Genomic DNA, 23,875 nt, shown 5'->3' with positions numbered 1-23,875 from the left:
CTTCTGCTCAGGCCAGAACAGGCGCAGACTGGTTAGGTCCGCCTTGCTAGCCGCAGAACCTCCGAGGCGAGCAAGATGGAACCGCTTGTCGCTTCCATTCGACCAGAAGGAGACGCACCCGTGTCCACGGTGAACAGCTTCGGTGCAAAGAGCACCCTGACGGTCGGCAGCACCGACTACGAGATCTTCCGCGTCGACACTGTCGCCGGCTACGAGAAGCTCCCCTTCAGCCTCAAGGTGCTGTTGGAGAACCTGCTCCGCACCGAGGACGGCGCCAACGTCACCAAGGCGCAGATCGAGGCCCTCGGCTCGTGGGACCCGGCTGCCGAGCCCGACACCGAGATCCAGTTCACCCCCGCGCGCGTGGTGATGCAGGACTTCACCGGCGTGCCCTGCATCGTCGACCTCGCCACCATGCGTGAGGCCGTCACCGCGCTGGGCGGAGACCCGAACAAGATCAACCCTCTCTCGCCTGCCGAGATGGTGATCGACCACTCCGTCATCGCCGACCTCTTCGGTCGCCCCGACGCCATCGAGCGCAACGTCGAGATCGAGTACGAGCGCAACGGTGAGCGCTACCAGTTCCTCCGCTGGGGCCAGGGCGCCTTCGACGACTTCAAGGTCGTGCCGCCGGGAACCGGCATCGTGCACCAGGTCAACATCGAGCACCTGGCCAAGGTCATCTACGACCGCACCGTCGACGGCGCGCTGCGCGCGTACCCCGACACCTGTGTCGGCACCGACTCGCACACCACCATGGTCAACGGTCTGGGCGTGCTCGGCTGGGGCGTCGGCGGGATCGAGGCCGAGGCAGCCATGCTCGGCCAGCCCGTCTCCATGCTCATCCCGCGCGTCGTGGGCTTCAAGCTCACCGGCGAGATCCCCGCCGGCGTGACCGCCACCGACGTCGTGCTCACGATCACCGACATGCTCCGCCAGCACGGCGTCGTCGGCAAGTTCGTCGAGTTCTACGGTGCCGGTGTGGCATCCGTGCCGCTCGCCAACCGCGCCACCATCGGCAACATGTCGCCGGAGTTCGGCTCGACCGCAGCGATCTTCCCGATCGACGACGTCACCCTGGACTACCTGCGCCTGACCGGCCGCGACGAGCAGGCCGTCGCCCTCGTCGAGGCTTACGCGAAGGCGCAGTCGCTGTGGCACGACGCCGACAAGGAGCCGCAGTACAGCGAGTACCTCGAGCTCGACCTGTCGACCGTCGTCCCCTCGATCGCCGGCCCGAAGCGCCCGCAGGACCGCATCCTCCTCTCCGAGGCCAAGGAGCAGTTCGAGCAGGACATCGTCAACTACGCGACGGCTTCCACGAGCGACTCGATGGTCGATCTCGAGTCGAAGCACTCGTTCCCGGCATCCGACCCGGGCGGAGCTCCCGGCGAAGAGGACGAGGTGACCCGCCCCGTCCACATCAACAGCGGTGCGCCGGCGAACGCCTCCAAGCCCGTCAAGGTGACCACGCCCGAGGGCCTGGACTACATCCTCGACAACGGAGCGGTGACGCTCGCCGCGATCACCTCGTGCACCAACACGTCCAACCCGTCGGTGATGATCGCCGCAGGCCTTCTCGCCCGTAAGGCGCGCGAGAAGGGCCTGAAGCAGAAGCCGTGGGTGAAGACCACGCTCGGCCCCGGCTCGAAGGTCGTCACCGACTACTACGAGAAGTCCGGTCTCGACAAGGACCTCGAGGGCCTCGGCTTCTACACGGTTGGCTACGGCTGCACGATCTGCATCGGCAACTCGGGTCCGCTGATCGAAGAGGTCTCGACCGCGATCAACGACAACGACCTCGCCGTCACCGCCGTGCTCTCGGGCAACCGCAACTTCGAGGGCCGGATCAGCCCCGACGTGAAGATGAACTACCTGGCCAGCCCGCCGCTGGTCGTCGCCTACGCTCTCGCCGGTTCGATGCACTTCGACTTCGAGACCGATGCGCTCGGTAAGGACGCAGACGGCAACGAGGTCTTCCTCAAGGACATCTGGCCGGACCCGGCCGAGGTGCAGGAGATCATCGACGCCTCGATCTCGCGCGACCAGTTCATCAAGCAGTACGCGACCGTGTTCGACGGTGACGAGCGCTGGAAGAACCTGCCCACCCCCACCGGACCCGTGTTCGAGTGGGATGCCGACTCGACGTACGTCCGCAAGGCCCCGTACTTCGACGGCATGGGTCTCACCCCGGCTCCGGTCACGGACATCACCGGTGCTCGCGTGCTGGCGACCCTCGGCGACTCGGTCACGACCGACCACATCTCGCCGGCGGGCAACATCAAGGCCGGTACTCCCGCCGCGCAGTACCTCACCGAGCACGGTGTGACGCAGAAGGACTTCAACTCCTACGGCTCGCGTCGTGGCAACCACGAGGTCATGATCCGCGGCACCTTCGCCAACATCCGTCTGAAGAACGCACTGGTCAAGGCGGTCAACGACGGTGAGCAGATCGAGGGCGGCTTTACCCGCGACTTCACCCAGGAAGGTGGCCCGCAGGCGTACATCTACGACGCCTCGCAGAACTACCAGGACCAGGGCATCCCGCTGGTGATCTTCGGTGGCAAGGAGTACGGTTCCGGATCCTCGCGTGACTGGGCGGCCAAGGGCACCAACCTGCTGGGCGTGAAGGCGGTCATCACCGAGAGCTTCGAGCGGATCCACCGCTCCAACCTCATCGGCATGGGCGTCGTGCCTCTGCAGTTCCCGGCCGGCACCTCCTGGGAGTCGCTGGGGCTGGACGGCACCGAGATCGTCGCGATCGAGGGCCTCGAGCAGCTCAACGAGGGCATCACACCGAAGACGGTCAAGGTCACCGCTACCCCGAGCGAGTTCTCGCCCGAGGGCAAGCAGCCGGTGGAGTTCGACGCCGTGGTTCGCATCGACACCCCCGGTGAGGCCGACTACTACCGCAACGGCGGCATCCTGCAGTACGTGCTGCGCTCGCTGGTCTGACGCTAAGAGCACAGGGGCTCGGGTGCTTCGGCATCCGAGCCCCTTGCCGTGCGTCACACGTGATTCCCACGTGCCGTCGCTAAGATTGATCCAGTTTCGTGCGGCCGTCCTGGCCGCACTTTCGACGAGTCGCGGAGGAGCGTCCATGCCGATCCTGCCGAGCATTACCGGCCCCAGAGATCTGGACCGCCTTTCACCTGAGCAGCTGGCGGAACTCGCCAGTGAGATCCGCGCATTCCTCGTTGAGAATGTCGCGCGCACCGGTGGGCATCTGGGACCGAACCTCGGCGTCGTCGAGCTGACGATCGCGTTGCACCGGGTGTTCTCGTCACCGGACGACCCGATCATCTTCGACACCGGTCACCAGTCGTACGTGCACAAGCTGCTCACGGGGCGGCAGGACTTCTCGCAGTTGCGCTCCCGGGGCGGCCTCGCCGGCTACCCGCAGCGCAGCGAGAGCGCGCACGACGTCGTCGAGTCTTCTCACGCGTCAAGCTCGCTGAGTTGGGCCGATGGCGTGTCACGCGCCCTCACCGCGACCGGCAAAGCGGACCGCCACGTGATCGCCGTGGTCGGCGACGGAGCCCTCACCGGCGGCATGACGTGGGAGGCGCTGAACAACATCAGCGATGACAACGACCGCAATCTCGTGATCGTCGTCAACGACAACGGCCGCTCCTACGCGCCGACCATCGGTGGCATGTCGCGGTACCTCAACCGGGTGCGCACGGCCGGCGCCTACCGTGACCTGCACCGCAAGTCAGATCGACTCTTCCGCGCCTTCGGTCCGTTCGGGCGCGCGATGTTCCGCGGCGTGCGAGGGGGCACGCACGGCTTCCTGTCCCGCTTCACGAACAACGCCGCCCTGTATTCCAATCTCGACATCAAATATCTCGGTCCTGTGGACGGCCACGACATTCCCGCACTGCTGGAAACGCTCGAGCTGGCGAAGGAGTACGGCGCTCCGGTGCTGGTGCATGCCATCACCGAGAAGGGGCGTGGCTACCAGCCCGCCCGCGATGACGAGGCCGATCAATTCCATGCCGTCGGTCGCATAGACCCGAAGACCGGTGGTGCGCTCTCGACGTCGACGTCGACGGCGTGGACGGATGTCTTCGCTGACGCTCTGGTCGACGTCGGCCAGCGTCATGCCAACGTCATCGCGATGACGGCTGCCATGCTGCGTCCGACGGGACTCGCGCCGTTTGCCGAGCGCTTCCCCTCTCGTGTGTACGACGTGGGCATCGCCGAGCAGCACGCCGTCGCCTCGGCTGCGGGACTCGCGTACGGCGGCCTGCATCCCGTTGTCGCCATCTATGCGACGTTCATGAACCGGGCGTTCGACCAGGTGCTCATGGATGTCGCCCTGCACAAGGCCGGAGTGACCTTCGTGCTGGATCGGGCCGGCGTGACCGGGCCCGACGGCCCCAGCCATCACGGCATCTGGGATCTCGCCATGCTGCAGTTGGTCCCGGGAATCCGCATTGCGGCACCGCGTGACGGGGCGCGCCTCCAAGAGGCACTCGAAGAGGCGGTGCAGATCGACGACGCTCCGACCGTCATCCGCTACCCGAAGGGTTCTGTCCCTGCGGATATTCCCGCCCTCGAGCGACTCGCCGATGGCGTGGACGTGCTGTCGCGGGGCGAGAGCGAGGACGTGCTCCTCGTCGCCACGGGGCCCTTCGCATCCCTTGCCTTGGACGTCGCCGAGCGCCTTCGCGCGCAGGGGATCGGTGCCACGGTGGTCGATCCGCGCTGGGTGATTCCGGTGCAGCCGTCGGTCGTCCAGCTGGCGGCATCCCACCGTCTGGTCATCACCCTCGAAGACGGCATCCGTGTCGGCGGCATCGGCACCCGCGTGCGCCAGGTGCTGCGCGAGGCTGGCGTCGACACCGCTGTAGACGAGCTGGGCGTGCCCGACGAGTTCATCGACCACGCCTCGCGCGAGGAGATCCTCGAGGATGCGGGCCTGACCGCATCGAAGATCGCCCAGGACGTCGTCGCTCAGGTACTGGGAACGCGGATCCCCATTGCGCGACACGCGGGCGAGACCGGCGCCATCGATGTGCCGGTGCACGAGACCGAGCGCTGACCGCTACTCCTTCACTGGCGCCATGGCGTCACGGCGAAGAATCCGGCGAGCGGTCCACCACCAGCCGAGCGGAACGGCGATCGTGGCCGCGACAGCGGGCGCCCACGCGAACAGATGAAATCCGGGGGGCCATCGGCTCGGATGCAGTGCGCGGATTTCCGTCGACGAACCCGGGACCCGGCTCGGATCGTGCCCAGCGGTGCGTCATGAGGCACCGTTCACCCGGTCATAGCGGAGGTTCCAGTACCAACCGAGCGGGACAGCCACCGTGGAAGCGACGGCAGGCGGTAGCAGGAAGGCGGCGGCCTCGGGCCATGCGGCCAGAGGATTCCCTCCTGTGACGGCCAGGCAGTAGGCCAGGCCGATCGCCGCTCCCACGCCGGTGTAAGCCGCCAAATGAACAGGAATGCTCCGCACGCGGCGGAGCGCGTGCGCAAGGAGGGCGGCGGCGAACGTTCCCACCGCCGTGACGGCAGCAGAAGGAAGGAGAGCGAAGACCACGGCGAAGAACGCGTAGCTCAGTCCCAGCGACAGCGCATCCACGTTCTCTGCCGGGTTCTGTGTGCCGTCCGCGATGGTCCCCACGACGGTAGTGGTCAGCATGAGCAGGAACAGCACGATGAGAAACGCGAGCCAGGCGAACCCCGCGCCGCGCACCACGTCTACACGGTGCACCGCGACGGGAGTCTGGAGCATCATGCCGTCACCTCGACGACGGACGACAGGAGGCTCCTGACAGCGCCGTGCACGCCGGGCACCCGCACGAAGGGCAATGACAAGCTCAACACCTGCAGCCCGGCATCCAGCAGCCGGGACGTTGCCTTCTGCCCGGGGGAGGAGTCATACGTCCATCGCAGGGTCAGTGCCAGATAGGCGATGAACATCGCGTCGGGCAGGAGATCAGCGATGTCGGCGGGCAGGCGGTGCGTCGAACCCCCGACAGCCTCGCGAAACAGCGACACCGTGAGGTCTCGGGCTGGCGCCGACTCTGAGGCGAGCGGATTGATGGGGGAGTCTGGGGTGACCATGGCGGTCAGGAACCCGGGGGCGCTGCGACGGTAGGGCTCGAGCGTCTCCATTCCGGCGCAGAAGACGACCCTGAGCCGGTCGATCAGGGTGCTCGCGTCCTGAAGGCGCGGGCGTGCGAGATCGGCGTGCTGGTGTTGCACGCGCTCGTAGAGCTCTTGCACAAGATGGTTCTTCGACGGGAAGTAGTAATAGGCGTTGCCGACCGACACGCCCGCCCGCTCAGCGATCAGCCGCATGGTCGTGTCGGCATAGCCGCGTTCGATGAAGGAGTCGATCGCCGCGGCGCTGATCCGCGCTCGCGTGCGGTCACTCTTGCTACCCGACTCATCCGTTTCGAACATGTTCAAACTCTATGCCCCGCCAGGTTGAGGGGTCAAGAAGTGTCGCCTGATCGCGCCGGAGGCGACACTTTCTGACTTCCTCAGACCGCGCAGGGCCGCGGGATGCTCAGTTCAGGGCATGCAGCGCGGCGATCGCCTGCGGGGCCTGATCGCTCGCGCGCAGCGCCTGAGACAGCAGATAGCCGTCGGTGAGCGCGTCGCCGGTGATGAGCACAGCCACGAGGTCGACGCCGCACGCTTCCCGCACCCGCGCGGCGCACGCTGCGCGCACCTGGGTGCTGAGTTCGTCGGTGCGGGGGAGTTCCGCACCGGTGACACCTCCGACCACGTCTCGCAGCGCGGCGGCGATGATGTTCGCCGCTCGCTCGGTGACGTTCACCACGTCAAGTTCGAACACCCGCAGATCGCGGCCCGACACCGCCGGGCGCCACTCGAACGATGCATGCACGAGATGCTGATGCCCGCTCGCCCCGGTGAGTTGCCGGGCAGGCAGGTCTGTCGCGCGACACCGCACATCGATGAGCTTGTACCAGTAGAACAGCGGGAACGCACCGTGCGATCCGGGCCGCAGCACCACCACGTCGCCGACGCCGGGCTCCGCGGGGCGCCCGCGGCGCGCGCCGAATGATCGGTTTGCCATTGCGAGTCCGAATCGCCGCCCACCCCTCGTCCACCGTGACGATGAACAGCTTCAGCAATGCGGGAATCACCAACAGGGTGGTGAGGATCGCTGTGCCTGCCTTGACCAGATTGCCCGTCGCTCCGCTGCCCAATGCGCTGAAGATCGCGTCCACGAGTCCACTGTGCCTGCCTGCTGTGCTCCGGATGGTGCCGAACGGCCCACGGCACGAGATGTTCATATGAACTTCGCGACCGGTTTCGCCCCACCGGATCAGTCGAGCGCCGCGAGCGTCTGTTGCACCAGCTGCGCCACGCCCGGCGCACAGCGCTCGCGGTCGGCCGGCACGAGCCCGATGCGGGTGCGTCGGTCGAGCACATCGTCGACGGTGAGCGCACCCTCCGCGCGCACGGCGAAGGCGACCTGCGCATCGCTCACCGCAGCCAGCGCCGACGCCGTCCCTGCCGGTGCATCATCCACCAGCCTCAGGGTGCTCGTCTTGCTGGGCCCCGCGCGCAGGCCGCGCACGTCGACCGCATGATCCACGGCATCCTCCGCCATGCGCCGGTAGGTCGTCAGCTTGCCGCCCAGCACGTTCACGAACCCGGCGTCTGAGGTCGCGACCAGGTGTTGTCGGGAGATGTCGGCCGTCGCATCTGCCCCGCTGTCGACCAACGGGCGCAGTCCGGCGAAGGCGCCGAGCACCTGATCACGACGAATGGGGGCGTCGACGACGCGATTCACACTGTCCAGCAGGAAGGAGATCTCCGCCTCGGTGGGTTCGGGCACATCAGGGACGGGACCCGGAGCATCTTCATCGGTCAACCCGACGAACACGCGCCCATGCTGCTGCGGAAGGGCGAACACGTAGCGGCTGATCGACCCGGGGTGGGGGATCGTCAGGGCTGCCGTCGGATGCCCGAGGTCCGCGGCATCCAGCACGATATGCGTGCCGCGGCTCGGGCGGACCGTGAGGGATGCATCGAGGGAGCCCGCCCAGACGCCGGTCGCATTGACGACGCTCCGCGCGCGCAGCTCCAGGCGCTCACCCGTGAGGCTGTCCTCGACACTCGCGCCGTCAGCACGCACGTCGAGCGCGCGCACCCGGGTGAGGATGCGAGCGCCCAGGCCCGCGGCCGTCCGCGCGACGGTGACGACGAGACGCGCGTCGTCGACGAGTTGACCGTCGAAAGACAGCATCCCGCCACGAAGCCCGCGCGGCGCAAGTGTCGGCACCAGCCGACGTGCGGTGCTGGCTGTCACCCCTTTCGGCGCTGGCAGGACCGAGCGCGGAGTGTGCGCTCGCATCCTCAGCAGATCGCCGGCCCCCATGCCGACGGCGCCCGCGAGGCGTTGCTTCATGCTCACCCCGGGCGCGAAGGGCAGCACTTGGCCCAGCGGGCGGATGAGGTGAGGGGCGATCACCGTCATCAGCAGGTGGCGTTCGTGTGCGCTCTCCCTGGCCGTGGCGATGTCGCCGGTCGCCAGGTAGCGCAGGCCCCCGTGGACGAGCTTCGAGCTCCACCGGCTGGTGCCGAACGCGAGGTCATGAGCTTCGATCAGGGTGACAGACAGGCCGCGCGATGCGGCATCGAGGGCCACGCCTACGCCGGTGATTCCGCCGCCGACCACGAGCAGGTCGGTGACCTCGTCGGCGGCTTGCGAGAGGTCCGTGCGACGCCGGACGGCGTTCAGGTGCGTGCTGGCGGGGGTCATGGGCGCAAGTGCCCGTCGAGGGCGGCGCGGAGCTCGCGCTCCCACGCGTCCTCGGTGATGATGTCTGAGACCGTTCCATGGGAAAGGAGCGCCGACTGGGCGATCAGCAGAAGCATGACGGCGATGTCTGAGGGGCTGCCCGGGCGCACCGAACCGTCAGCCTGCGCCTGAGCGATGGCCGTCGCCAGCCACTGCAGGATCAGGCGCTGACTCGAGCCCACTCGCTGCAGCGTGTAGCGCATGAACGTCTCTGGCTCTTCGGCCAGCAGCTGCGCGTATACCGCGTCTTCGCGGAACAGCGTGGAGAAGCGCATCATGTCATCGACGAGCGCGGTGCGACTGGCGGCCGGGGTCGGGAAGTGTTCCAGGATGCCGGTGACGCGACGGAGCAGTGCGGCTCGCACGACGTCGTCGGCATCGTGCCACGACCGGTAGACGGTCGGCCGGCTGACCCCGCCACGACGGGCGAGCTCGGCAATAGTGACACCGTGCACACCGCGCTGCACGATGAGCAGGTCGGCGGCATCGAGGATGCGATTCTGCGTCGCCTCCGCGGGCATGACGGCAGTGTCGGAGGCGATCGACGCGGCGACGTTGCCTAGTTGACGTTTTTCCATGATCTGTCACACTGTAATGCATGACTGAAGAGATTGGCAGGGGCGAGGACGCTCCGCCGATGCGCTGGAACGGCTGGGGCGACCCTCAGAAGGCGAAAGATCTGCCCTTCGCTGTACGCAGCCTGCTGCCCTTGCTGCTCGGCCGCATCCGCCGCCCGGATGCCGCGCCGACACTGGAGGACGTCGAGATCGCCCCGACAGCGCTGGCCGAGGCCGACCTCGCCGCGTTCGCTGCCGTCGTCGGCCCGGCTCACGTCGATGCCGGCCGTGAGGCGCGCATCCGGCACGCAGGCGGGCGCTCGACCATCGATCTGCTGCGTCGCCGTCAGCACCGGCAGGTCGTGCCGGACGCGGTGATCGCCCCCTCGGCCCACGATGAGGTGCACGCGTGCCTGCGTGTGGCCGCTGAGCGTGACCTCGCCGTCATCCCGTTCGGCGGTGGCACCAGCGTCGTGGGCGCGCTCGATCCTGAACGGGGCGCCCACCGCGGCGTCGTCAGCCTCGACCTGCACCGGCTCAGCGGACTGCTCCGTCTCGATGAGGAGTCCGGCGACGCCGTATTCGCCGCCGGCACGACCGGCCCCGAGGCCGAGCGTCTGCTGGCCGAACACGGCCTCGAACTCGGCCACTACCCGCAGAGTTTCCGATACGCCACACTGGGCGGCTTCGCCGCTGCCCGCTCATCGGGCCAGAACTCGGCAGGTCACGGCCGCTTCGACACCATGGTCACCGGACTGAGGGTCGCCACCCCCACCGGCGCCCTCGATCTGGGGCGCTCGCCCGGCTCCGCTGCCGGCCCCGACCTGATCCGGGTGTTCCTCGGCTCCGAGGGCATCTTCGGTGTCATCACCGAGGTGCGCGTGCGCGTGCACCCTGCGCCTGCGGAGCGGCTCTTCGAGGCGTGGACCTTTCCCGACTTCGCGTCGGGTGCCGCCGCGCTGCGGGCCGTGGCCCAACAGGGCGGCGGCCCGACCGTGATCCGCCTCTCCGATGAGTCCGAGACTGCCGTGAGCCTCGCTCAGGTCGGCAAGATCGGCAAGGCGATGGCTAAGGGCGCCAGCGCCATCACCGTGTACGAGGGCAGGGACATCGAACATCGCCGCGCCGTGACGTCCGACCTGCTGCGGCGCGCCGGGGGAACCTCCTCCGGCGAAGGGGCCGCGGAGGAATGGTTGGCGGGCAGGTTCGACGGGCCCTACCTGCGCGACGCGCTGCTCGATGCCGGCGTCTTCTGCGAGACGCTGGAGACGGCGACCACGTGGTCGCAGCTGCACGGGCTGCGCGCCGCGGTGTTGAACGCCTTGCGCGACGGCTTCACCGAGGCGGGGGCGAAGAGCTACATCATGTGCCACATCTCGCACATCTACCCGACGGGTGCCTCGCTGTACTTCACGGTGCTCGCCGGCGTCCGCGGTGATCAGCTCGCCGTCTGGGACGACGTGAAGAGCCGCGTCAACGATGCCATTCTCGCCGCGGGCGGTACGATCAGCCATCACCATGCCGTTGGACGTGATCACGCGCCGTGGCTGGCGGAGGAGATCGGTGAGACAGGCATCCGCATCCTCACCGCGATCAAGCGGGAGCTCGACCCGCAGGGCATTCTCAATCCCGGCGCGGTCATCGGTCGCGGTGTCACCGCTCACCCGGCATCCTGACATGGTGGGTCACATCGCTGTCGTCTCGAACCCCTCCGCCGGCAAGGGGTGCGGCCGTGCCTCGGCCGAGGTCGCTCTCGCTAGGCTGCGCGATCTGCATGGCGACGTGCGCGCGTACGAGGGGGCATCCGCCGCCGAGTCGCGCACGCTCGTCGCCGCAGCTCTCGCCGCACGGCCCGACGCGCTGGTGATCGTCGGCGGCGACGGCACGCTGTCCACGGTGTTGGATCTCGTGTGCGCTGAGCAGGTGCCGATCGCGCTGGTTCCGTCCGGTACCGGCAACGATCTGGCGCGCGCGCTGTCGCTGCCTCGGCATGATCCGGCAGCCGCAGCGGAACTGGCCGTGCGAGGGGCACCGCGCGCGATCGACGTCGGCGAGGTGCGCAGCGCTGGGCGGACGACGTTGTTCCTGACGATCGCGGCGCTCGGCTTCGACGCGAAGGTCAGCGACCGCACGAACCGCCTGCGCTGGCCGCGTGGCGGTGCCCGCTACTATCTCGCGATCCTCATCGAGCTTGCTCGCCTGCGTCCCACGGCCTTCCGCGTCGGTTACGACGGCGAACGGATGCAGGAGGCGCCCGGTACCCTCATCGCCGTGGGCAGCACGGCGAGCTACGGCGGCGGCATGCCCGTGTGCGCGGGCGCCGAGCCTGACGACGGTCGACTGGATGCCGTGCACGTCGCGCCGCTCGGCCGCTGGCGTCTGCTGCGGCTGTTCCCGCTGCTGCTCAGCGGCCGTCACCTGCATCGCCAGGAAGTCACCCATCGGCGCGTCACATCGGTGCAGGTGGCGGCTCCCGATCTGCTCGTCTGTGCGGACGGAGAGCAGGTCGGCGCGGGCGAGTGCACGATCGGCATCCGGCCAGGCGCACTCACCCTGATGGTCAGCCCGACCGCTCGAGAGGAGCAGTCATGAGCCGTTTTGACGAGGATGTGATCATCGTCGGCTCAGGTTTCGGCGGCTCCGTCGCCGCGCTGCGCCTGGTCGAAAAGGGCTACCGGGTACGCGTCTACGAGGCCGGGCGCCGGTTCGAGGACGACGACTTCGCAAAGACGAACTGGAACCTGCGTCGGTACCTGTGGGCGCCGGCGCTCGGATGCTTCGGCGTCCAGCGCCTGCACCGGCTGCCACATGTGATGATCCTCGCCGGCGCGGGTGTCGGGGGAGGCTCCCTGAACTACGCCAACACCCTGTATCAGCCGGGGCCGGCGTTCTTCACCGACGCGCAATGGGCGCAGATCACCGACTGGCAGAGTGAACTCGAGCCGCACTACGCCACCGCGAAGCGGATGCTGGGTGTCGTCGACACGTACCCGCACACCGGACCGATCGAGCGCATCATGGCGGGGGCCGCGGAGGATCTCGGGGTCGGAGAGACTTTCCGGCACGCGCCGGTCGGCGTCTTCCTCGGCACCCCCGGAGTGCGCGTCCCCGATCCCTATTTCGGCGGCGAGGGCCCGGATCGCACCGGATGCACGCTGTGCGGCAACTGCATGGTCGGCTGCCGCGTGGGTGCGAAGAACACGCTGATGAAGAACTATCTGCCGCTGGCCGAGCAGCGCGGAGCGGTCATCGAGCCGCTCCGGACCGTCACCGAGGTGCGCCAGCTGCCGCAGGGCGGGTTCTCGGTGACCACGGTGCGGACGGGAGCGTGGCTGCGGCGGGATCGGCGCACGGTGACGGCAGCGCAGGTCGTGCTCGCAGCCGGCACCTGGGGGACGCAGCAGCTGCTGCACAGGATGAAGCACTCGGGTGCGCTGCCGAACGTGTCGGATGCCCTCGGCCGGCTGACCCGCACGAATTCCGAGGCCCTCGACGGTGCCGTCGCGGTACGGGTGCCCGAGAGCCTCGAGCTCGCGCGCGGCCTCGCGATCACGACCTCCTTCCACGTCGACGAGCGCACCCACGTCGAGAACGTTCGCTACGGGCCGGGGTCCAACCTCATGGGCATGCTCGCCACCGCGCTGGTGCCGGGCGACCGTCGTCTGGGCGCCCGCCTCGCCGCACTGTTAGGCACGGTGCTCCGCGCGCCGGTGCGCCAGCTGCGCCTCGGTTCACTGCGCCGCTGGAGCGAGCGCGGCGTCATCGCCCTGGTGATGCAGACCGCGGACAACTCGCTCACCCTGTCGCTGCGCCGCCGTTTCGGCCGGATGACGCTGACCAGCGCCCAGGGTCATGGTGAGCCCAATCCCACCTATCTGCCGCAGGCGCATGCCGCCGCCGGCGCGATCGCGGCGCGGATAACCGCGGAGTCGGGGGTGCCGGCCGAGGCGCGTGGATCGTGGCCAGAGGTCTTTGGCATCCCCTTGACAGCGCACTTCCTCGGTGGCGCGGTGATCTCGGCCGACCCTGCCCGCGGCGTGATCGACCCCGAGCACCGGGTGTGGGGGCATCCGGGGCTCAGCATCGTCGACGGATCGGCCGTGCCGGCGAACCCCGGCGTGAATCCGTCACTGACGATCACCGCTCTCGCCGAGCGCGCGCTCGCGCTCTGGCCCCGGCACGGCGAACCCGACCAGCGGCCCGCGCGCGACTAGCGTCGGCATGCGACAGGGGCCGCACCGGTGAACGGTGCGGCCCCTGTCGTCTGGCTCAGCGGTTCTCGATGCCGCGGATGGGCGGCGTGTGGAACGTGCCCTGGAAGACCCGCTCCGAGGCGCCCTCACGGTCGAGGTACGGCGAGGCACCGCCGTCGATGAACGGCCAGCCGGCACCGAGGATGAGGCACAGATCGATGTCTTCGACCTCGGGCACGACGCCCTCGTCGAGCATGATCTTGATCTCCTGAGCCAGGCCGTCCTGCACGCGGCGCAGGATCGTCTCGGCGGATGCCGGAGACGAACCGACATGACCCTTCAGCACCTTTTCGGCCTGCTTGGTCCAGCCGGTCACACGGCCACCCTTGTCCTTCTCGACCACGGCATCCAGCTCTGCGAGAGCGTGGAAGTTGTCGTTGGCGTAGAAGCGGTCAGGGAATGCCCGCACCATGGTGTCCTGCACATGTGCGGCAACCTTCCAGCCGACCAGGTCGATCAGCTGGAACGGCCCCATCGGCAGGCCGAGCGGGGCGAACGCCTTCTCGACGTCGGCGACGGGGGTGCCCTCGTACACAGCCCGTGCTGCCTCGCCCATGACCTTGGCCAGCAGACGGTTGACGACGAAGCCCGGCGCATCGGCGGTCAGCACAGCGCTCTTGCCAAGGCTCTTCGCGACGACGAAAGCCGTCGACAGCGCGGCATCCGAGGTCTCCGGCGTCTTCACGATCTCGATCAGCGGCATCACCGCGACCGGGTTGAAGAAGTGGAAACCGACCAGGCGCTCGGGGTGAGCGAGCTTCGCACCGATCTCCTCGACCGACAACGACGAGGTGTTGGTCGCGAGGATCGCGTCGTCTGCGATGACCTTCTCGATCTCGCCGAACACCTGCTGCTTGACGCCGACCTCTTCGAAGACGGCCTCGATGACGAAGTCGCAATCCGCGTACAGGCTCTTGTCGGTGGTGCCGGTGACGAGTCCGCGCAGCTTGTTGGCGCTGTCGGCGTCAAGACGCCCCTTCGCCTCGAGCTTGCCGATCTCCTCGTGGATGTAGGCGACACCCTTGTCGACGCGCGCCTGGTCGAGATCGGTGATGAGCACCGGAACCTGCAGTTTGCGCACGAACAACAGGGCGAACTGGCTGGCCATCAGACCCGCACCGATGATGCCGACCTTGGTGACCTTCTTGGCCAGCGTCTTGTCGGGGGCACCGACGGGGCGCTTGGCCCGCTTCTGCACGAGGTCGAAGGCGTACATCGAGGCCGCGAACTGGTCACCCGTGACGAGGTCGGCAAGCGCCTCATCTTCACGGGCGAAACCTTCCGCCTTGGTGCCGCTCTTGGCCTTGTCGAGCAGTTCGAGGGCGGCATAGGGCGACTTCGGCACGGTGCCGATCTTCGACTCGAGCATGCCCCGGGCCATCTTGATCGCGATCGGCCACTTGGTGAGGCGCTCGATCTTGCCCGGCTCGTTCTTGCGGTCGACCTTCTTGCCGCCGAGCACCGCGTCGGCCCAGGCCAGCGAGTTCTCGAGGAAGTTCGCCGCGGGGAAGATGGCGTCCATGATGTCCAGCTCGTACGCCTGCTGCGGCTTGAGCATACGGTTCTGCTTGAGCGGGTTGGAGATGACCACCTCGAGCGCGTTCTCGATGCCGATGAGGTTCGGCAGCAGGTACGCGCCACCCCACCCGGGGATGATGCCGAGGAAGACCTCGGGCAGCGCCACTGCGGCGGCCGACGAGTCGACCGTGCGGTAGGTGGAGTTCAGGGCGATCTCCAGGCCACCGCCGAGCGCGAGCCCGTTGACGAATGCGAAGGAGGGCACACCCAGTTCGCTGAGCGAGCCGAGCACCTTGTGGCCGAGCTGCGCGATGAGGCGCGCGTTGTCACGCGAGCCCACCTTGCTGATGTCGGAGAGGTCGGCGCCGGCGGCGAGGATGTACTGCTTGCCGGTGATGCCGACCGCGTGGATCTCGCCAGCCGCTGCGCGGGCCTTCAGATCCGCCAGCGTCTCACCGAGCTCGGTGAGCGTGGCGGGGCCGAGCGTGTTCGGACGGGTGTGGTCGCGCCCGTTGTCGAGCGTGATGAGGGCGAGCACCTTGCCGGAGGGCAGGCGGATGTCGCGCACGGGGGAGTGCGTGATCACCTCGCCCTCGGTGAGTGCCTGGATGGGCGAGAAGTCGATCTCGTCGTAGTTCGTCATTCCGGCATCCCTTACTTGCGCTTCTTGCCGTCGTAGAACGGGTTCTCCCAGATGACCGATCCGCCCTGGCCGAGGCCGACGCACATGGCCGTGAGGCCGTATCGCACGTCAGGACGCTCGGCGAACTGGGCGGCCAGCTGGATCATCAGGCGCACGCCGGATGCGGCGAGCGGGTGACCGAGGGCGATGGCGCCGCCCCACGCGTTCACACGGGGGTCGTCGTCGGCGATGCCGAAGTGGTCGAGGAGCGAGATCACCTGGATGGCGAACGCCTCGTTCAGCTCGAACAGACCGATGTCGGAGATGGACAGACCGGCCTTCTTCAGCGCCTTCTCCGTCGACGGGATCGGACCGATCCCCATGATCTCTGGCTGTACGCCGGCGAAGGCGAACGAGACCATCTTCATCTTGGGCGTGAGGCCGAACTCCTTCACCGCCGAGCCGCCGGCGAGCAGCGACATGGTCGCGCCGTCGGTGAGCGGCGAGGAGGTGCCCGCGGTCACGCGACCGTGCGGGCGGAACGGCGTCTTCAGCGCGGCGAGGTCTTCCATCGTCGTCTGCGGACGGCGACCCTCGTCTTCTGTGGCCAGGCCCCAGGCGCCGTCAGCGCCCTTGATGGCGACCGGCACGAGGTCGGGCTGGATCTTGCCTGCGTCGTACGCGGCCTGCACCTTGTGCTGGCTGAGCATGCCGAAGCGATCCGAGCGCTCCTTGGTGAGGTGGGGGAAGCGATCGAAGATGCGCTCGGCCGTGACACCCATGTTCAGGGCGCCCGGGTCGACCATCTTCTCAGCGACGAAACGCGGGTTCGGGTCGGCGTTGCCGCCGATGGGGTGGTGACCCATGTGCTCGACACCGCCGGCGAGGGCGAAGTCGTACATGCCCACCCCGATCGATGCGGCCATGGTGGTCACGCTGGTCATGGCGCCCGCGCACATGCGCTCGACGGCGAGGCCCGGCACGGTCTGCGGCAGACCCGCGAGGATCGCCACGGAGCGTCCGAGCGTGAGGCCCTGGTCTCCGGTCTGCGACGTCGCGGCGATGGCCACGTCGTCGATGCGGTCGGCCGGCACACCGGCGTTGCGCTCCATGAGGCCGATGGTCGCCTTGACGGCGAGGTCGTCAGCCCTGGTGTTCCAATACATGCCCTTTTCGCCGGCGCGCCCGAAAGGTGTGCGCACTCCGTCGACGAAGAAGACGTCCGAGATCTCGGCCACTCCTGCCTCCATTGGTTGGGATGTCCCCAGCCTAGGAGGGCGATTTCACCGGCAGGAATCGGTTGGATCGAACCTACGAACACGCTGCGGGCGCTTCCTCGACCGGTTGGGCCGCCTCTACAAAGGCATCCGCAATCTTCTGTGCAGTCTGCGCAATCTGCCAGGGGCGGGCGCCGAGATCAGCGAGCGCGACGCCAATAGCATCCGCGGTCAGAGCCGGGGGCTGCCACGAGATGCGACGCAGGTACTCCGGCGTCAGCAGGTTCTCAGTGGGCATGTTCAGTTCCTCGGCCAGCTGCTCGACGACCGGTCGAGCAAGCTTGAGGCGGGCATCGGCCTCGGGATTGCGGTCAGCCCAGGCGCGGGGCGGGGGCAACGTGTCGCTGGGCACCCGCTCGCGCGGCAGATCCTCGCTCTCGCGGCCGCGCACGATCGCCGCCCACCAGCGGTCGAGCTGGCTTCGGCTCGCGCGCCCGTGGAAGTCCGACAGCCCTGCGAGCGCCTGCTTGCTGCTCGGTGCCGCCAGCACGGCGGCGAGCAGTGAACGATCGGGCACCAGGCGGCCGGGGGAGACATCCTGCTGCTGCGCGTACTCCTCGCGTGCGTTCCACAGTTCCCTCGCGACAGCGAGGTTGCGTCCGCCGCGCACACGGTGCAGACCGCTGAGCTTGCGCCACGGATCCTCCCGCGGCGGCTTGGGCGCTCGAGTGAGAGTGGCAGCGAACTCCTCGGCGGCGATCTCGGTTTTTCCTGCCTCGGCGAGTTCCTCGGCGATGGCGTCACGCACATCCACGAGGTGCAGCACGTCCAGGGCGGCGTACTCCAGCCAGGACTCCGGCAGGGGACGGGTCGACCAGTCCGCCGCCGAGTGTTCCTTCTTCAAGGTGATGCCGAGGGTGTCCTCGGTGACTGCCGCGAGTCCGACCTTCTCGTGACCGAGCAGCCGGGCGGCCAGCTCGGTGTCGAAAATGCGGGCGGGTTCCAGGCCCAGCTCTCGCAGAGACGGAAGATCCTGGCTGGCAGCGTGGAAGACCCACTCCTCGTCGCCGATCGCCTGCTGCAGGGCGCTGAAATCGCCGATCTGGGGCGGGTCGAACAGCATCACTCCCGCACCGCGTCGGAAGACCTGCACGAGGTAGGCACGCTGTGAATAGCGGAAGCCCGACGCGCGTTCAACGTCGACGGCGACCGGTCCTGTTCCTGCTGCGAGGGCCCTGGCGGCTGCCTCAAACTCCGTGGAATCGACGATCACGGAGTATTCAGCCACGTCCGCCCTTTCTCGCGCCGAACACGGCGACGTCCTCGGAGCCGGGCGGAAGACCCGCCAGCATCCCAACCAACTCTGCCCATGCTTCCACATGCGGACGGATCGCGCCCGCCGGGGTCCACGACGCGCGCAGCTCGATCTGCGCGCCATCACCCTCGCCGGAGAGGCCGCCGAAGCCTTTCGAGAGCATCTTCGTCGACGTGCCGGATGCCGAGTGGTAGACCGCATCACGTGACTCCAGGGCATCCACCAGCCACGACCAGGCGACGTCTGCGAGCAGGGGATCGGTGCCGATCTCGGGCTCGAGAGGTGCCTGCGCGAACGCGACGATCCGCCAGGCGCCATCCCAAGCGCCGGGTTCCTCGGGGTCGTGCAGGAGGACGAAGCGCCCCGTGCCGTACACGGAGTCGCCGTGGTCATCCGGCCGAACATCGGCGGCCAACGCGATCGAGAACGGAGCCAGACCACCGGGCGCGGGAATCTCGCGGACGACGATGTCGGCGCGAAACGGCGTCTCGCGTAGCTCTGCGGCCACCTCTTCGAAGACGGCGGCGGCATCCGGGGGAGCGGTCACGCTGACAGGCTAGAGTCAGGAGGCGATGAAGAGTCTCAGGCACGCCGTAGCGTTGGCCGTACCCGCCGTCGCGGCCCTTGGCGCGGGGGCCGCTCTGGCCGCAGTGCTCGCGACCGCACGCCGCGTGGTCACTCCCGCGCCGCGGGCGAACGACACCGAGATCCTCGCCGTCGATACCGGCGCGCAGACCATCGAGCTCACACGCACCTCCGATACGGAGCTGCCGGGCCGCTACGGACTGTTCACCACCGGCACGCACGGGTACGTCAAATTGGGCGCTGTACTGAGCGCGGATGCGAAGCACGTGCGCCGCAAGCTTCTCACCCAGATCGAGACGGGAGCGCGCATCGACCGCGACGCCGCCTTCAGCGGCTGGTACTACACGACGCCCAGTGAACTGCACCTGCCCTGGGAGAGCGTGCTGATCGGGTCACCGGCCGGCCCGTGCCCAGCCTGGCTGTTCCCCGCCGACTCCGCCACCTGGGTCATCCAGGTGCACGGCCGCGGCACCACGCGCTCCGAGTGCCTCCGCGCGGTCCCCGTGTTCCTCTCGCTCGGGCTGCCCACGCTCGTCGTGTCGTACCGCAACGATGGCGAGGCGCCGCGATCCCGCGGCGGCAGCTACGCGCTGGGGGCCGCCGAGTGGCGTGATGTCGATGCGGCGATCGGCTATGCGCTGCGCCACGGTGCCGAACGCGTCGTGCTGATGGGGTGGTCGATGGGCGGCGCGATCGTGCTGCAGGCGGCGGTCTCATCGGGCCATCGGGATGCCATCGCAGGCATCGTGCTCGACTCTCCGGTTGTGGACTGGCGCACAGTGCTGCGCTTCCAGGCCCGCGAGGCCGGGTTGCGCGAACCGCTGCCGTTGTTGGCCATGAACGCACTCTCGTCGGCGGTGACCGCCCGCCTCAGCGGCGCTGAGCAGGTCATCCCGTTCGATCAGCTGGATATGGTGGCCAGGGCCGCCGAACTGCAGGCCCCGATTCTCATCCTGCACAGCGACGATGATGGATTCGTGCCCGCCGATGCGTCTCACGCCCTTGCCGAGGCGCGCCCCGACATCGTGACGATGCCACGTTTCACGGGCGCGCGTCACACGAAATTGTGGAACTACGACCAGAACGCCTGGACGGCCGCGATCACCGAGTGGATGACCGCGCGCGGGTTCACCGCTTCCGTCTGACCTGATTCTTCGCGCGCAGCAGCATGCCCGTCATGCCGGCGATCCGCAGGGGAGAGACGGCGCGGGTGAGGCCGATCGACTGCGGGTAGTCATCGGGGACGGCGAGCACCTCATCGGCCGTCAGACCGGTCAGCCCCTGCGCGAGGATGCTGGCGAAACCGCGAGTCGTCGGAGCCTCGGGCGGTGCTGTCGCGTGCATGGTGACGACGCCGTCCACGACCTCCACATAGATGTAGACGGGGGACTGGCACTCGACGACGCGTTCTTGCAGCTCCGGGTGATCCACCAGATGCGCCGGCAGCGCGGGGAGCTCGTTGGAGAACTCCAAGAGCAGCTGCAGGCGCTCTTCTTCGGGGAGCTCGAGGAACTCGTCCCGGATCTCGGCGAGGCTGGCGGGGGTGTCAGTGCTGGTCATCCCCGCCAGTCTCCCATGATCAGACGGCGCCGGGCTCGGCACCGGTCGTGATCGGCACGCGGACGGCGCTGCCCCACTCGGTCCACGAGCCGTCGTAGTTGCGCACGTCGTCGAAGCCGAGCAGGTGCTTGAGCACGAACCAGGTGTGGCTGGAGCGCTCACCGATACGGCAGTAGGCGATAATGCTGTCACCGTCGGCGATGCCGGCACCCTCACGGTAGATGGCCTCGAGTTCGGCGCGCGTCTTGAACCCGCCGTCCTCGGCGACGGCCTTCGCCCAGGGCACGCTCTGCGCTGTGGGGATGTGGCCGGCACGCAGGGCGCCCTCTTCGGGGTAGGCAGGCGCAGAGGTGCGCTCACCGCTGTACTCCTCGGGGGAGCGGACGTCGATCAGCGGTCCGGAGCCGAGGAAGGCGAGGACATCTTCCTTGTAGGCGCGCAACATGGAGTCGTCGCGCTCGACCACCGGGTAGGCAGTGCGCTCGCGCCCGGCGGGCTCGGTGGTGATCTCACGCCCCTCCGCGATCCAGCGGTCGCGGCCGCCGTCGAGAAGGCGGACATCCTCATGTCCGAACAGCGAGAACACCCACAGTGCGTAGGCGGCCCACCAGTTGTTCTTGTCGCCATAGATGACGACGGTGTCGTCACGGGAGATGCCCTTGCGGCTGAGCAGGTCGGCGAAGCCCTGCCCGTCGACGTAGTCACGCACGACAGGGTCGTTGAGCTCGGTGTGCCAGTCGACCTTCACCGCACCGGGGATATGCCCGGTCTCGTAGAGGAGCACGTCCTCGTCGGACTCGACGACGACGAGACCCGGGTCGCCGAGGTGGGCGGCGAGCCAGTCGGTGGTGACGAGACGGCCGGGTTCGGCGTACTCGGCGAACTTTGCGGATGAGGTGTCGTGGTCGACGGTCACAGCGGGCTCCTCAGGGTTATCGGGCGCGGAGTGCGAGCGGGGACGGCGTACTCTTGAGCAGTCCCCATTCGAAGATAGAACGCTTCGGGGCATCCGTCTGACGAATCGTAAGACTTCGACACAGGAACCTCATGATCCCCACCAGCACCGGCATCGTGCATGTCACCGGCCGCACCCCTGTCGTCACCGGCACCGAGATGTTGGCGAGCCTCGTGCCCCCGCCGCAGTTCGACGGGGCGACGTTCGACAGCTACCGGGCCGACCCCGCCTACCCCTCGCAGGAAGAGGCGAAGGAGAAGCTGATCCGGTTCGCCGGGGTGGGCGCACCGGTCAAGCGGGGCGGGATGTTCCGTCGCGCGCCGAAGGAAGCGCCGATGAAGCCGGGGGTGTACCTCGACGGCGGGTTCGGCGTCGGCAAGACCCACCTGCTCGCGTCGATCTATCACGCCATGCCTGCGCGGCGGAAGTACTTCGGGTCGTTCATCGAGTACACCGCCCTGGTCGGTGCGCTGGGCTACAAGAACACCGTCGATCTACTCCGTGGTGCTGATCTGCTCTGCATCGACGAGTTCGAGCTCGACGACCCGGGCGACACCATGGTGATGACCCGGCTGCTGGGTGAGCTCGTGGCATCCGGCACCAAGCTTGCCGCGACGTCCAACACCCCGCCGAACGCGCTGGGTGAGGGGCGATTCGCCGCGCAAGACTTCCTGCGCGAGATTCACGCGATGTCCGACAGCTTCGAGACCATCCGGATCGACGGCGTCGACTACCGTCAGCGGGCGATCGACGGCACCGCGGTGGTGATGGACGAGCACACCTATGCGCAGACGCTGGATGCCGCGGCATCCGAGGGTGCCGCATCGGATGACTCGTTCTCCGATCTCGTCCGGCACCTGGCCCAGGTGCATCCGTCGCGCTACATCCGTCTGATCGACGGACTCGACCTCGTCTGCATGCGCGATGTGCGCACACTCACCGATCAGTCCGAGGCGCTGCGGTTCGTCGCCTTCGTCGACCGGGTGTACGACGCGCAGATCCCGATCGCCGCGACCGGCGTGCCCTTGGACCAGGTTTTCGCCGACGAGATGCTGCAGGGCGGCTACCGAAAGAAGTATCTGCGGGCCATCTCGCGCTTGAACGCGCTGACGCACGCGGCCGTGTAACACGACCGACACATCCGCGGCGTTTCCGTAACGCGCCCGCAACAGTCGGAGCGATCCGCCGAAACGCGATGTCGTCACACTGAACCTCAATCTTCCCGAAAAGTGAGGTTCGAAAATGGATGCACCTGGCAACATCTCCTGGGGTGTGACGGCCACAGCACTCGTGCTGCTCATGACGCCCGGCGTCGCATTCTTCTACGGCGGCCTGGTCAAAGCCAAGAGCGTCATCAGCATGATGATGATGAGCTTCGGCGCGATCGGCCTGATCGCGGTGCTCTGGGTGCTGTACGGCTTCTCCATGAGCGCGGTCGACTCGCCGCTGCAGTTCGCGGGCAACCCCTTCGCCGACTTCGGACTGGCCGAGTCGGCCGCTGAGCCCGGCGCGAACGTCGCCCTGCTCTCCGTCGCGTACGGCGCGACGTTCGCGATCATCACGGTCGCCTTGATCTCCGGCGCCATCGCCGACCGCGCGAAGTTCGGCCCGTGGCTGCTGTTCGTCGGCATCTTCGGCACGGTCGGCTACTTCCCGATCGCAGCCTGGGTCTGGGGCGGCGGCTGGATCATGAACCTCGGCAGCGCCCTGTTCGGTGAGGACAGCGGGATCGCCGTGATCGACTACGCCGGTGGCACCGCTGTGCACATCAACGCCGGTGCTGCCGCCCTGGCGCTGTCGCTCGTGCTGGGCAAGCGCATTGGCTTCCAGAAGGGCATCCAGAAGCCGCACAACGTGCCGCTGACGCTGCTGGGCGCCGCTTTGCTGTGGTTCGGCTGGTTCGGTTTCAACGCCGGTGCCGAATGGCTCTCGGAGGACATGGGCAAGGTCGGCCTGATCTCGATCAACACGCTCGGCGCGACGGCAGCCGCCATCCTCGGCTGGATCCTGATCGAGAAGATCAAGGACGGCAAGGCGACGTCGGTCGGTGCGGCGTCGGGAGCGGTCGCCGGTCTGGTCGCGATCACCCCCGCCTGCGCCAACCTCGCCCCCGGCTGGGCTCTGCTGCTCGGTGCCCTCTCCGGTGTGCTGTGCGCACTGGCGGTGGAGCTGAAGTTCCGTCTCGGTTTCGATGACTCGCTCGACGTGGTCGGCATCCACCTCGTGGGTGGTCTGCTCGGCACCGTGTACCTCGGCTTCTTCGCCATGGAGCAGGGCCTGTTCGTCGGCGGCGACTGGCGTCTGCTGGTCGTGCAGGTTCTCGCCTCGGGTGGCGTGCTGATCTACTCCTTCGTGCTGGCCGGCCTGATCGGTCTGGCGATCGAGAAGACCATCGGCTTCCGTGTGACCAGCGAGGACGAGATCGCCGGTATCGACCTCGTCGTCCACGGCGAGGAAGGCTACGCGCTGACCGACGCCTGATCGTCTGATCCCCCCGACTAG

The 23,875-nt window shown here is 68.0% G+C and carries 19 protein-coding genes; 8 read left to right on the top strand and 11 right to left on the bottom strand.

Translation table 11 applies throughout. From position 1 onward, the window contains the following. The first annotated feature begins 75 nt into the window (after positions 1 to 75). Both WDU93_RS11575 and dxs read left to right on the top strand, forming a co-directional pair. On the top strand, positions 76 to 2,955 hold the full coding sequence (locus WDU93_RS11575; protein ID WP_337320752.1) for an aconitate hydratase: 2,880 nt from the start codon (positions 76 to 78) through the stop codon (positions 2,953 to 2,955). A 145-nt stretch (positions 2,956 to 3,100) separates the two neighbouring features. Then, positions 3,101 to 5,047 carry a 1-deoxy-D-xylulose-5-phosphate synthase gene (dxs, locus tag WDU93_RS11570; RefSeq protein ID WP_337320750.1) on the top strand — a complete coding sequence of 649 codons (1,947 nt, stop codon included), beginning with the start codon at positions 3,101 to 3,103 and terminating at the stop codon, positions 5,045 to 5,047. 204 nt (positions 5,048 to 5,251) lie between these two features. Here dxs and WDU93_RS11565 read toward each other — a convergent pair whose 3' ends face one another. The 5 genes from WDU93_RS11565 to WDU93_RS11545 form a co-directional block, all read right to left on the bottom strand. Then, complete coding sequence (locus WDU93_RS11565; protein ID WP_337320748.1) at positions 5,252 to 5,746, bottom strand: hypothetical protein; 495 nt, start codon at positions 5,744 to 5,746, stop codon at positions 5,252 to 5,254. Then, positions 5,743 to 6,417 carry a TetR/AcrR family transcriptional regulator gene (locus tag WDU93_RS11560; RefSeq protein WP_337320747.1) on the bottom strand — a complete coding sequence of 225 codons (675 nt, stop codon included), beginning with the start codon at positions 6,415 to 6,417 and terminating at the stop codon, positions 5,743 to 5,745. The genes WDU93_RS11565 and WDU93_RS11560 overlap by 4 nt, the downstream gene beginning before the upstream one ends. Positions 6,418 to 6,523: 106 nt before the next feature. After that, positions 6,524 to 7,057 (bottom strand): SPFH domain-containing protein, encoded by a 534-nt coding sequence (locus WDU93_RS11555; RefSeq protein WP_337320745.1) that lies wholly within the window; start codon positions 7,055 to 7,057, stop codon positions 6,524 to 6,526. Positions 7,058 to 7,309: 252 nt separating this feature from the next. Continuing rightward, on the bottom strand, positions 7,310 to 8,752 hold the full coding sequence (locus WDU93_RS11550; protein WP_337320742.1) for a glycerol-3-phosphate dehydrogenase/oxidase: 1,443 nt from the start codon (positions 8,750 to 8,752) through the stop codon (positions 7,310 to 7,312). After that, a complete protein-coding gene (locus WDU93_RS11545) occupies positions 8,749 to 9,369 on the bottom strand; it encodes a TetR/AcrR family transcriptional regulator (protein WP_337320740.1) in 621 nt (206 codons plus the stop codon). The genes WDU93_RS11550 and WDU93_RS11545 overlap by 4 nt, the downstream gene beginning before the upstream one ends. A gap of 20 nt (positions 9,370 to 9,389) precedes the next feature. Here WDU93_RS11545 and WDU93_RS11540 point away from each other — a divergent pair, with 20 nt between their 5' ends. Genes WDU93_RS11540 through WDU93_RS11530 form a run of 3 tightly spaced genes read left to right on the top strand, consistent with a single transcriptional unit; the run spans position 9,390 to position 13,562 of the window. Continuing rightward, positions 9,390 to 11,024, top strand: coding sequence for an FAD-binding oxidoreductase (locus WDU93_RS11540; RefSeq protein WP_337320738.1), 1,635 nt, complete (start codon positions 9,390 to 9,392; stop codon positions 11,022 to 11,024). Position 11,025: 1 nt separating this feature from the next. Continuing rightward, positions 11,026 to 11,940, top strand: a complete 915-nt coding sequence (locus WDU93_RS11535; protein ID WP_337320736.1) for a diacylglycerol/lipid kinase family protein — start codon at positions 11,026 to 11,028, stop codon at positions 11,938 to 11,940. Further along, entirely contained in the window at positions 11,937 to 13,562 is a 1,626-nt protein-coding gene (locus WDU93_RS11530) for a GMC family oxidoreductase (protein ID WP_337320734.1), read from the top strand. The genes WDU93_RS11535 and WDU93_RS11530 overlap by 4 nt, the downstream gene beginning before the upstream one ends. A 55-nt stretch (positions 13,563 to 13,617) precedes the next feature. On the opposite strand, the gene WDU93_RS11525 is transcribed toward WDU93_RS11530, so the two are convergent. The 4 genes from WDU93_RS11525 to WDU93_RS11510 all read right to left on the bottom strand — a co-directional run bounded on the left by WDU93_RS11525 (position 13,618) and on the right by WDU93_RS11510 (position 18,820). After that, entirely contained in the window at positions 13,618 to 15,762 is a 2,145-nt protein-coding gene (locus tag WDU93_RS11525) for a 3-hydroxyacyl-CoA dehydrogenase NAD-binding domain-containing protein (RefSeq protein WP_337320732.1), read from the bottom strand. 11 nt (positions 15,763 to 15,773) lie between these two features. Beyond that, a complete protein-coding gene (locus WDU93_RS11520; protein ID WP_337320730.1) occupies positions 15,774 to 16,979 on the bottom strand; it encodes a thiolase family protein in 1,206 nt (401 codons plus the stop codon). Positions 16,980 to 17,052: 73 nt separating this feature from the next. After that, positions 17,053 to 18,246, bottom strand: a complete 1,194-nt coding sequence (locus tag WDU93_RS11515) for a ribonuclease D (RefSeq protein ID WP_337320728.1) — start codon at positions 18,244 to 18,246, stop codon at positions 17,053 to 17,055. Continuing rightward, complete coding sequence (locus WDU93_RS11510) at positions 18,239 to 18,820, bottom strand: DUF3000 domain-containing protein (RefSeq protein ID WP_337320726.1); 582 nt, start codon at positions 18,818 to 18,820, stop codon at positions 18,239 to 18,241. Before WDU93_RS11510 ends, WDU93_RS11515 begins: the two co-directional genes overlap by 8 nt. A gap of 25 nt (positions 18,821 to 18,845) precedes the next feature. On the opposite strand from WDU93_RS11510, the gene WDU93_RS11505 reads away from it, so the two are divergent. Further along, positions 18,846 to 20,003, top strand: coding sequence for an alpha/beta hydrolase family protein (locus WDU93_RS11505; protein ID WP_337320724.1), 1,158 nt, complete (start codon positions 18,846 to 18,848; stop codon positions 20,001 to 20,003). Here WDU93_RS11505 and WDU93_RS11500 read toward each other — a convergent pair. Beyond that, on the bottom strand, positions 19,987 to 20,418 hold the full coding sequence (locus WDU93_RS11500) for a SufE family protein (RefSeq protein ID WP_337320722.1): 432 nt from the start codon (positions 20,416 to 20,418) through the stop codon (positions 19,987 to 19,989). The genes WDU93_RS11505 and WDU93_RS11500 overlap by 17 nt on opposite strands. Before the next feature lie 19 nt (positions 20,419 to 20,437). Next, positions 20,438 to 21,334 carry a sulfurtransferase gene (locus WDU93_RS11495; RefSeq protein WP_337320720.1) on the bottom strand — a complete coding sequence of 299 codons (897 nt, stop codon included), beginning with the start codon at positions 21,332 to 21,334 and terminating at the stop codon, positions 20,438 to 20,440. 131 nt (positions 21,335 to 21,465) lie between these two features. Here WDU93_RS11495 and zapE point away from each other — a divergent pair, with 131 nt between their 5' ends. Next, positions 21,466 to 22,500, top strand: a complete 1,035-nt coding sequence (zapE, locus tag WDU93_RS11490; RefSeq protein WP_337320718.1) for a cell division protein ZapE — start codon at positions 21,466 to 21,468, stop codon at positions 22,498 to 22,500. A gap of 115 nt (positions 22,501 to 22,615) precedes the next feature. Next, complete coding sequence (locus WDU93_RS11485) at positions 22,616 to 23,854, top strand: ammonium transporter (RefSeq protein WP_337320716.1); 1,239 nt, start codon at positions 22,616 to 22,618, stop codon at positions 23,852 to 23,854. Positions 23,855 to 23,875 lie beyond the last annotated feature (21 nt).

Source organism: Microbacterium istanbulense, assembly GCF_037204145.1.
Classification (GTDB): Bacteria; Actinomycetota; Actinomycetes; order Actinomycetales; family Microbacteriaceae; genus Microbacterium; species Microbacterium istanbulense.
Note: the sequence above shows the minus strand (reverse complement) of the source record. Positions and strands in the feature narration are given on the sequence as shown.

What these genes read in the sequence shown, in the direction of transcription:
- WDU93_RS11575 (WP_337320752.1), top strand. Translation starts at nt 76, where the DNA reads ATGGAACCGCTTGTCGCTTCCATTCGACCAGAAGGAGACGCACCCGTG.
- dxs (WP_337320750.1), top strand. Translation starts at nt 3,101, where the DNA reads ATGCCGATCCTGCCGAGCATTACCGGCCCCAGAGATCTGGACCGCCTT.
- WDU93_RS11565 (WP_337320748.1), bottom strand. Translation starts at nt 5,746, where the DNA reads ATGATGCTCCAGACTCCCGTCGCGGTGCACCGTGTAGACGTGGTGCGC.
- WDU93_RS11560 (WP_337320747.1), bottom strand. Translation starts at nt 6,417, where the DNA reads ATGTTCGAAACGGATGAGTCGGGTAGCAAGAGTGACCGCACGCGAGCG.
- WDU93_RS11555 (WP_337320745.1), bottom strand. Translation starts at nt 7,057, where the DNA reads ATGGCAAACCGATCATTCGGCGCGCGCCGCGGGCGCCCCGCGGAGCCC.
- WDU93_RS11550 (WP_337320742.1), bottom strand. Translation starts at nt 8,752, where the DNA reads ATGACCCCCGCCAGCACGCACCTGAACGCCGTCCGGCGTCGCACGGAC.
- WDU93_RS11545 (WP_337320740.1), bottom strand. Translation starts at nt 9,369, where the DNA reads ATGGAAAAACGTCAACTAGGCAACGTCGCCGCGTCGATCGCCTCCGAC.
- WDU93_RS11540 (WP_337320738.1), top strand. Translation starts at nt 9,390, where the DNA reads ATGACTGAAGAGATTGGCAGGGGCGAGGACGCTCCGCCGATGCGCTGG.
- WDU93_RS11535 (WP_337320736.1), top strand. Translation starts at nt 11,026, where the DNA reads ATGGTGGGTCACATCGCTGTCGTCTCGAACCCCTCCGCCGGCAAGGGG.
- WDU93_RS11530 (WP_337320734.1), top strand. Translation starts at nt 11,937, where the DNA reads ATGAGCCGTTTTGACGAGGATGTGATCATCGTCGGCTCAGGTTTCGGC.
- WDU93_RS11525 (WP_337320732.1), bottom strand. Translation starts at nt 15,762, where the DNA reads ATGACGAACTACGACGAGATCGACTTCTCGCCCATCCAGGCACTCACC.
- WDU93_RS11505 (WP_337320724.1), top strand. Translation starts at nt 18,846, where the DNA reads ATGAAGAGTCTCAGGCACGCCGTAGCGTTGGCCGTACCCGCCGTCGCG.
- WDU93_RS11500 (WP_337320722.1), bottom strand. Translation starts at nt 20,418, where the DNA reads ATGACCAGCACTGACACCCCCGCCAGCCTCGCCGAGATCCGGGACGAG.
- zapE (WP_337320718.1), top strand. Translation starts at nt 21,466, where the DNA reads ATGATCCCCACCAGCACCGGCATCGTGCATGTCACCGGCCGCACCCCT.
- WDU93_RS11485 (WP_337320716.1), top strand. Translation starts at nt 22,616, where the DNA reads ATGGATGCACCTGGCAACATCTCCTGGGGTGTGACGGCCACAGCACTC.